The organism is Microcoleus sp. B4-C2, assembly GCF_036705265.1.
Lineage (GTDB): Bacteria > Cyanobacteriota > Cyanobacteriia > Cyanobacteriales > Microcoleaceae > Microcoleus.
The window spans coordinates 1-8,939 of sequence record NZ_JAUBUB010000154.1; the positions used below are offsets into that span (position 1 = coordinate 1).

The window sequence follows — 8,939 nt, forward strand, 5'->3', positions numbered from 1 at the left end:
CCCGCCCGACAAAAACGGCGGGGCGGGACGCCCATCCCACAATAACAATTAAAATTTTAAGTTATTTAATTCGCGCTCCTCAGTGAATTTACGTGAGGAAACGTAAGATACAGATGGTTGAAAAGCTTGCTCTATAAGCATTATTCCTTTTTCCTTCTACTTAATTTATTGATTAATTGATATCCTGATTAAAGCAAATTAGTGGGATGAGGATTTTTTAACCGCAGATGTCAGCAGATGAACACAGATGCACGCTGATGGGATTTCTGAAGAGTTTCAGCTCTGACTTAATTAGTTATTCATGCGCCGGATAAACTCTAAGGGCAAACCATCTGTATCGGCAATAAAAGCTACTTCGTAAACATTTTGCCCGATCGCCTGTTGAGTCGGTTCTAACAAAACTTTCAAAGCTTGAAACTGATTTGGTTGGTCTTTAGCAGCTTCCTCAAACCGTTCTTTCAGAGACTGCAACCAGCTAGGCAAGTCAGTTGTCGCCTCAGTTAAATCAAAAGATAAATGATAATATCCAACATAATGCTCGTCTCCGAAAGCATCCGGTGCGGGTTTGGGTTCCGGGATTTGAATTAGTTCAATGCGTCCGTTGAGACCTTCCATCCAACAGGCTAGGGTGTAACCTGTGGTAAAGCGATCGCTCACAGTAAATCCCAACTGTTCGTAAAAGGCGATCGCCCGGTGAATGTTAGCAGTGCGAATGGAGGCGTGGTGCATTCGATTTTAGATTTTAGATTTTAGATTTTAGATTGGGGAATTGGCCAAACAGGGCATTGGGCATTGGTTGCTATCGCCAAAACATTCTAAAAAACCTTGGGCAAATGACAACCAACAAATAACTAATGACTAATAACGAATAGACCTCTCCCATAATTATTGTGGAACAGGCATCTTGCCTGTTCAAAACTGTCTTTTTGGGAGATGTCTAATAACTATTCAAACAACCGAAAATAGGGATATCTAACCGGAACTCCCGGCTCTTTTTCCAAATCAAAATTAATCACTTCCCAGCAAGGGTCCTCTTGAGGATCGGGGCTAAAATCCACAGGCAAACCGTACAGCCTCGGCCGGGGCGATTCCGACTGGCCCCGCCAAGGCGTGCTGCGTTCCAAATAAGCGCTGATTAAGTCCCGATAGCGTTGGGCAACGATCACGCGAGTTGCTCGATAGCCTTGAGTATAGAGTCGATCGAGCGCTTCGTGAATTTCAAACCGAATCCCGTCCGGGTGCGTGTGCTGGCGATACCATTCATTCTCCCAGCGACGCCAGTGCCGCCCAGACTGAAGGTGAACCAGTTCCCCCGTTTTTGGATCTGCCTCAAATGCCCCGTGACGCGGACACAAATAGGTATCCGTTAGCGTTAAAGCCGGAATTGTTTGGCGACAGTGGGGACACTGAATTTCCGGGCCAAACATCGGGTATTGCAAGGCAACTTCAATCATTTATTTGCGTCCCAGCATATTTTCTCTGCAAAAGTGCCAAATATTTTTATTATATCCCGTATCCACAACCAGCTAATCTGCTAGAAGTATAACGATCGACCAACTAATGAGCAATCTCAACAAACCTCTGTCTGCACTTCCTTCCTATTGGCCCAGGCCCGATCTGTCCCAAGCGGCTTTTGTCGCTGAAGGCGCTGTTGTCATCGGCAGGGTAGAGGTGGCTGCAGGGGCTAGTATCTGGTACGGGGCGGTGGTGCGGGCGGATATAGAGCGAATTGCGATCGGCTCAAGTACCAATATCCAAGATGGAGCAATTCTGCACGGCGATCCGGGGCAACCGACTGTTTTGGAAGATTTCGTGACAGTCGGACACCGAGCCGTGATTCACTCAGCTTACATTGAACGGGGCTGCCTGATCGGGATTGGGGCGATCGTCCTGGACGGAGTGAGGGTGGGCAGAGGCTCGATCGTCGGTGCAGGGGCGGTTGTCACCAAGGACGTTCCCCCTCATACGCTAGTTGCGGGAGTGCCTGCCAAACGCCTGCGGGATGTCTCTGAGGAAGAAGCGGCCGAGTTGGTGGAACACGCTAAGCGTTACGAAAAGTTGGCTCTGGTTCACGCGGGGAAAGGTTCTGAGTTGGGATTTGCTGAGGTGAAGGAATAAAGTTTTTTAGGTAGGGTTTATGCAACAGTTAAAGCTCGTATTCAAAACTCAAACCCACGCTGCCCTGAAAAATTGGATAAAGCGCAAGCAATTCTGATGTTATGTGAAAAGAATACTTGTCTAAAGGCAAGATAATAATGTCTGCTTCTACTAAAATAGCCAAAAAATACTGTAATAAAGAGATACTTCGGGGAATTTGCTCGAGGGGAGTTAAATTAACTTTTTCTGTAATACATTTGATAACTTCTTGAACTTTGTCCTCTTTCCCACCCCTGGCAAGAATACCATATAAATTTTCGCAAAAACGGGTCATATCTTTTGGCTTAAGTTCTTCGGGAATTTTGTTTCGCTCAAATAGTTTTAGAGTAGCAACAGCTATTTGACATTTTCTTTTGATTTCAGGATAGTCGCTTTCTTGTATAGCAGGAGATATTTGTTCAAATGCCAGAATCATTGTATCTAGCTGTTCAACAATCGCTTTTATTTGTGCAGCTAAACGGAGTTTTTTCCAGTCAATTTCCGAACTTTTATAAACCAAATCGTGCGTTGAAACTGCCCAGGCGTGTTCAAAAGCACTTTTTATTTGAATTTCAAAAATTACAGTATAAATACTTAATAAATTATCGATATTTGTATCCTCTACGCTTTTTAATCGAGCCGAAATTCTAGTTGAATCAAATTTAAAAGTATCTGGAGATTTTTTATTCTGTCCTCTTTTTACTGTTTTAACAACCTGAAAAGTATCTTTGCAAAATTTAATTACCTGTTGTTCTTGTGATAAATTTGGGATAATGACTGTACAACCAAATAAGTCATCTAGTTCTGACCATTTTTTAAATCTGCCTGTCTCAATTTTTTCTGCTAAAGATTCAATAGTTTTAATCCTAGAAGTAAGCGCATATCCATTGCGGTCACAAAAATTTAGCATTGTTTCTCTGACTCGCTTTTCAACATCTTGGACAAAGGGAAGATATTGTGCATATTGGCGGTCTAAAATAGAAGGATAGATCATAAATTAGATAATTTACAGATTTATTACGAATTAGTATTTCCTAAAATTACTGCTTTTAAGATATTAATTCTATTTTTAGTTCTTTCAATTCCTGATGAACCCAAGGAAGTTGTAATGGCATCATAATAGGCTTGAGATTCATGAGTTATCATTGCTGATTCAGGAGATTTTACAGTTTCCATAAAATCGTAAAGTCTCTGGCAGATATCGGCAGTTATATTTAATAAGTTTTCACGATTTAGTTCGGCAAGTGCGCTAAAAAATGAATAAAAATCTGCTTGATTTTTGAGTCTGGTTTTAGATAAATTTATATGTTTCGGCGAACTATCTAATAACTCTTTTATTGATAAAATCACTTGTTTAAATTCCGATTCTATTTCATCTTGCTCCTCCCAAGCTAAATCTCGATCGTTAAACGCTTTATCCAAATCATCCTGACGATAAGATTTAACTCCTTCTTCTAGAAAAAGTAAAAGTAAAGCCACAAACTCTACATCTTTCATTTGGTTTCTCGCCCTAGCAGGAATCGAGGGAAAGTTGGGCGGGAGAATGGAAGCCATCCAGTCAGTTAAATCTTCTACAGTAGTGATGAATCCGCCATTAAATCTGGCGTGACGCAGTTCTTGAGGTGTTAATTTACTAACATTACGGTTAATACGGTTAAATATATCATTGATAATTCCTTCCTCGTCGGAAGGGACATATTCAACAGCAAACTGATATTTCCAAAAATTTTGCTTGACTTCAATTTCTAAGTCGTTGAAAGATTTACCTCTCAGTCTTGTCAAAGTTGCTTGTTCGCTCACCGGAAATTTATTTTCTGCAAACTCAAATAAAGTAGATAACCTTTGTTTGCCATCAACAACACTATACTTAGATCGACCTTCAGAGGTAATTTCTTGATACAAAAAGATAGCAGGGGCAGGATATCCATTAAGTACAGTATCAATGAAAAAGTCTTTATATTCTTGATTCCAAACACTGCGTCTTTGATAAGGTGGCTCAAGATCAAGCAGAGCTCTTGTGTAGAGATCCCAAAACCAAGAAACAGTTTGAAAATTAATGGCTCGACTCATGTGATTTGTTCCGCAGTAGGGTAAACTGTTAATTTCAATTATATACTATTAAGGCTCTGCCGGAATTGCGCCGATCGCCTTTGCTTATAAAAATAAATCATGAACGATCGCACATCCAATCCAAACATCCCCCCACAGGCCTGGAAACGTCCCATCGGCCTCGGTTGGGAGAATCCCTATACAGTCCGCTACGCAAGCAATCTCGACGACGGGCCGTGGCACGGAATGCCTCTGGGCGGGTTCGGTGCCGGCTGCATCGGGCGATCGTCCCGCGGCGACTTCAACCTCTGGCATATTGACGGTGGCGAGCACATTTTTCGCAGTTTGCCCGCTTGTCAGTTCAGCGTTTTTGAAGAAACTCAAGGCAAGAAACAAGCTTTTGCACTCTCCACTGAACCGCCTACCGATGGCAGTTTATCTAGTTGGAAATGGTATCCATCGGAAGGAAGAAGGAAGAAGGAAGAAGGAAGAAGGGAAGAGTCAACTTCAGGGACTTATCATGCTTTGTATCCGCGCAGTTGGTTTGTTTACGAAAATGTGTTTGAGGCTCAATTAAGCTGCGAGCAATTTTCGCCAGTTTTGCCGAACAATTATCAGGAAAGCAGTTACCCAGTCGCCATGTTTGAATGGGTGGCGCACAATCCTACAGATGCGCCGATTACTCTCAGCATCATGCTGAGTTGGGAGAATATTGTCGGTTGGTTTACTAATGCCAATAAGTCGCCGAAAGTCATGGTTCGAGATGATGGTAGTCCATTTTATGACTATCAACCCCGGTGGGGAGAAAGCGGCGGAAATATGAATTTGTTGGTGGAAGATTTTCACCGAATCGGTTGCGTGATGACGCGGTTGACTGCTGAGGAGGAACCGCAAGAGGGGGATGGACAATGGGCGATCGCAACTATTACTAATCCGGCGGTAGAAGTATTCTATCAAACTCGCTGGAACCCGGCGGGGAATGGCGACGATATTTGGCGCAACTTTTCTGCTGAAGGTTTCTTGTTGGATGACAAAGACGAGACAGCCGCAGCAGCCGGAGAACACTTGGCTTGTGCGATCGCAGTTCGCTTTACTATTCGACCGGGAAAAACTCGCAAAATCCCCTTTATTATAGCTTGGGATTTGCCCGTTACTGAGTTTGCATCGGGAGTTTGGTACTACCGCCGCTATACGGATTTCTTCGGCCGCAACGGCAAAAATGCTTGGCCGATTATTCGCACTGCAATGAAGCATTCCGATACTTGGCGCGAAAATATTGAAGCTTGGCAAAAACCGATTTTAGAACGGAAAGATTTGTCAGACAGTTTTAAAATGGCTTTGTTTAACGAGTTATACGCCCTCACAGACGGCGGTACTCTTTGGAGTGCGGCTGACGAACGTGATCCAAAGGGTCAATTCGCTGTTTTGGAGTGCATTGATTACCGCTGGTACGAAAGTTTGGACGTGCGGCTTTACGGTTCTTTTGCTTTGTTGATGCTGTGGCCGGATTTGGAAAAGTCGGTGGTTTTAGCGTTTGCTAGGGCAATTTCTGCAGGAGACGATACGCCGAGAATTATTGGCTGGAATCAAGCTTCGGCTATTAGAAAAGCTGTCGGCGCGACGCCGCACGATTTGGGTGCTCCTAACGAACATCCTTGGGAGAAAACCAATTATACTAGCTATCAAGATTGCAATTTGTGGAAGGATTTGCCTTGCGATTTTGTGTTGCAGGTTTATCGGGATTTCCTGTTGACTGGCGCCACAGATTGTGAGTTTCTGCAAGAGTGTTGGCCGGCAATTGTTGAGGCTTTGGCTTATCTGAAAACTTTTGATGAGGATGGGGACGGAATTCCTGAGAATTCTGGAGCACCGGATCAGACGTTTGATGACTGGCAAATGCGGGGGATAAGTGCGTATTGCGGGGGTTTGTGGTTGGCGGCGCTGGAGGCTGCGATCGCGATCGGCGAAATCTTAGAAGATGCAGCACCGCAGATAATTCCTAACCCTCAAGCAAAGATAGCATTATATCACAGTTGGCTGTTACAAGCAAGACCGAGCTATCAAGAAAAACTGTGGAACGGTCAATATTACCGTTTGGACAGCGAGAGTAATTCCGAAGTGGTGATGGCCGACCAACTGTGCGGTCAATTTTACGCGAAACTGTTAGGATTACCGGATATTGTGCCGCCGGAATGTGCAGCCAGTGCTCTAGAAACTGTGTACGAATCTTGCTTTTTGAAGTTCAACGATGGCGAGTTCGGTGCGGCAAATGGGGTGATGCTGAACGGTTCGCCGGAAAATCCTAATGCGACTCATCCTTTGGAAGTTTGGACGGGTATTAATTTTGGGTTGGCGGCTTTTTTGGTACAGATGGGGATGGAGGAGAAAGCGTTTAAATTGACGGATGCGGTGGTGAAGCAGATTTATGAAAATGGGTTGCAGTTTCGGACGCCGGAAGCGATTACGGCGGGGGGAACTTTTCGGGCGAGTCACTATTTGCGGGCGATGGCAATTTGGGCGATTTACGGAGTGTTGACGAATTTTAAATAGGGCAAAATGTATATTAGCTGGTGCATCCGACTAAAATTTAAGCTTTCAACCCCATTTTTAGCAAGGAAAACGGTTAATTAAACTCTCACTAAAATTGACCGTAAAAAGTTTTTGCCTTGGAGGAAAACATTAATCTTTCATGCTCAAACTTTAGCTTGGCTAAAGTTTGAGCATGAAAAAGCCCGGAGATGGGAGGGGATCGAACTCGGCTATAAACGAGAGAGAAAAAGGGTATGAGGCAATTGTTGACACCAATGCAGTCCGCACCTTACCCGTATATAATTTGGAGCGATCGCCAATTTCAAGATAAAATAGAAAAATGTCAAATCCTTTGCTTTCCCTCAACTACGAACCCGCCCTCGAATCCCTCGGTGGCGACTATTTTGATGAAGTCCCTGCGGCCGATTTTCCGCAGCATATTCTCCGCTTCCGCAACGACAAATTATTGCCGATATTGGGTTTAGACCCAGCACAAGTAACCGACCAACATTTTATCGAAGCGTTCGGCGAATTTCACTGCGTCCGCCCCTTTCTCGCACTCCGTTACCACGGCTATCAATTCAACACATATAACCCCAATTTAGGTGATGGTAGAGGCTTCTTATACGGCCAAGTTCGCGGTACTGACGGCAGACTTTACGACTTCGGCACTAAAGGTTCCGGCCGCACTCCCTACTCGCGGGGCGGTGATGGTAGACTCACTCTCAAAGGGGGAATTCGCGAAGTTTTAGCCGCCGAAGCTTTGCACCGGTTGGGAGTTAGAACATCTCGCTGTTTTAGTTTAGTTGAAACTGGAGATGCTTTGTGGCGGGGGGACGAACCATCTCCGACGCGATCGTCCGTAATGGTGCGTTTCAGTCATTCTCACATCAGGTTTGGAACTTTTGAAAGATTGCACTATATCCGCCGCCCGGATTTAACTAAAAAACTTTTAGATTTTGTTATTGAATATTACTATCCACAACTGCATTTAGAAGCAAGTAATGCCGGGGTTTCGCCTGCAGAAAAATATGCCCTATTTTATGCAGATTTAGTCAAGCGAGTAGCTGAATTAGTCGCTCAGTGGATGGCAGCAGGATTTTGCCAGGCCGTGCTTAATACTGATAATATGTCAATTACAGGAGAAAGTTTCGATTACGGGCCTTTCGCTTTTATCCCAACTTACAAGCCGGAATTTACAGCAGCTTATTTTGACTATTCGGGTCTTTATTGTTACGGCAATCAACCGTTGATTTGTAGGGACAATTTAGAGAAGCTCCAGGAACCGCTAGCAGCGGCGATTCCTCAAGCTGATATGGATGCGGGTTTGGCCAAGTTTGGCGATTATTATAATGCAGCTTATCGGGAGTTGATGCTCAAGAGATTGGGATTTGAGGATTTGCCAGAAGCTGATGGAGATGAGTTGTTGAAGGTGACAATTAAAATGCTGGCGGAGTCTCAAGTAGGCTATCACGATTTCTTTTTTGAACTGCGAAGACAGTTCGATCGCACTTGGCGAGATGATGCTAGTCTAATTTTTACTGAGGCGGAACCGGCGGACTTGATAGCACCTTGGCGACAGTTTTATTATCACGTTTTGCAAAGTTTGTCGGCGGATGATATGGACAAAATGGCGGACAGGTTGCGGAGGCACAATCCCGAACAATCGCTGTTGAGACCGACGATTGAGGCTGTTTGGGAACCGATAGCTATTGATGATAATTGGGAACCGTTTTATGAGTTGGTGAAGAGACTGCAAGACCCAGAAAATTGATTGATAATAGCTTGAATTAATAGCGCGTAATGGCTGGTTCACCTGCATTTTCTGTTGGTATTAAAGATTAGCGTGAACCAGCCCCGGAGCAATCTGAGATTATAAAAATCTGCCACATAAGAAATATAACACCGAGAAATAATGACTAATGACTAATGACCGAAAGCATCCAGGATACAAGCCCCCGGATTCATTCCGAAAGCAGAATCAGGACGGAGAAATACAGCATATTCGGTGGTTGATGAAGTACAGTAGCTGCTATATTTATGTTGTGTGATTTTAATATGTAGGGTGCGGATCTGCGACCTTTTAAATAGAACTTGCAGATTGACTGGTGGCGACGCACCTTACTTACTACAAGATTGTGTGTACTACATATAGTCATTTCAAATAAGTATGAGACACTAGACTGCACAATAAGCCCGAATAATTTCATCAAGAGATGTGCCAG

Annotated in this window: 7 protein-coding genes; 3 read left to right on the forward strand and 4 right to left on the reverse strand. The window is 44.0% G+C overall.

What is annotated here, in order from left to right; translation table 11 throughout:
• Nucleotides 1-291 precede the first annotated feature (291 nt).
• Together QUB20_RS27325 and QUB20_RS27330 are read right to left on the reverse strand one after the other, a co-directional pair.
• On the reverse strand, nt 292-729 hold the full coding sequence (locus tag QUB20_RS27325) for a VOC family protein (RefSeq protein WP_333250916.1): 438 nt from the start codon (nt 727-729) through the stop codon (nt 292-294).
• Between the two features lie 215 nt (nt 730-944).
• A complete protein-coding gene (locus tag QUB20_RS27330; RefSeq protein WP_333245117.1) occupies nt 945-1,454 on the reverse strand; it encodes a TIGR02652 family protein in 510 nt (169 codons plus the stop codon).
• A 106-nt stretch (nt 1,455-1,560) separates the two neighbouring features.
• Between QUB20_RS27330 and QUB20_RS27335 the strand changes: the two genes are divergently transcribed.
• A complete protein-coding gene (locus QUB20_RS27335) occupies nt 1,561-2,118 on the forward strand; it encodes a gamma carbonic anhydrase family protein (RefSeq protein ID WP_333250914.1) in 558 nt (185 codons plus the stop codon).
• Nucleotides 2,119-2,146: 28 nt separating this feature from the next.
• Here the strand turns inward: QUB20_RS27335 and QUB20_RS27340 are convergent, their stop codons facing one another.
• Both QUB20_RS27340 and QUB20_RS27345 read right to left on the reverse strand, forming a co-directional pair.
• Complete coding sequence (locus tag QUB20_RS27340) at nt 2,147-3,130, reverse strand: hypothetical protein (protein ID WP_333250911.1); 984 nt, start codon at nt 3,128-3,130, stop codon at nt 2,147-2,149.
• Nucleotides 3,131-3,153: 23 nt separating this feature from the next.
• Nucleotides 3,154-4,206, reverse strand: a complete 1,053-nt coding sequence (locus QUB20_RS27345; RefSeq protein WP_333250908.1) for a DUF262 domain-containing protein — start codon at nt 4,204-4,206, stop codon at nt 3,154-3,156.
• A 99-nt stretch (nt 4,207-4,305) separates the two neighbouring features.
• Between QUB20_RS27345 and QUB20_RS27350 the strand changes: the two genes are divergently transcribed.
• Both QUB20_RS27350 and QUB20_RS27355 read left to right on the forward strand, forming a co-directional pair.
• Complete coding sequence (locus QUB20_RS27350; RefSeq protein ID WP_333250905.1) at nt 4,306-6,735, forward strand: GH116 family glycosyl hydrolase; 2,430 nt, start codon at nt 4,306-4,308, stop codon at nt 6,733-6,735.
• A gap of 319 nt (nt 6,736-7,054) precedes the next feature.
• Entirely contained in the window at nt 7,055-8,488 is a 1,434-nt protein-coding gene (locus QUB20_RS27355) for a protein adenylyltransferase SelO family protein (protein WP_333250903.1), read from the forward strand.
• The last annotated feature ends 451 nt before the right edge of the window (nt 8,489-8,939 follow it).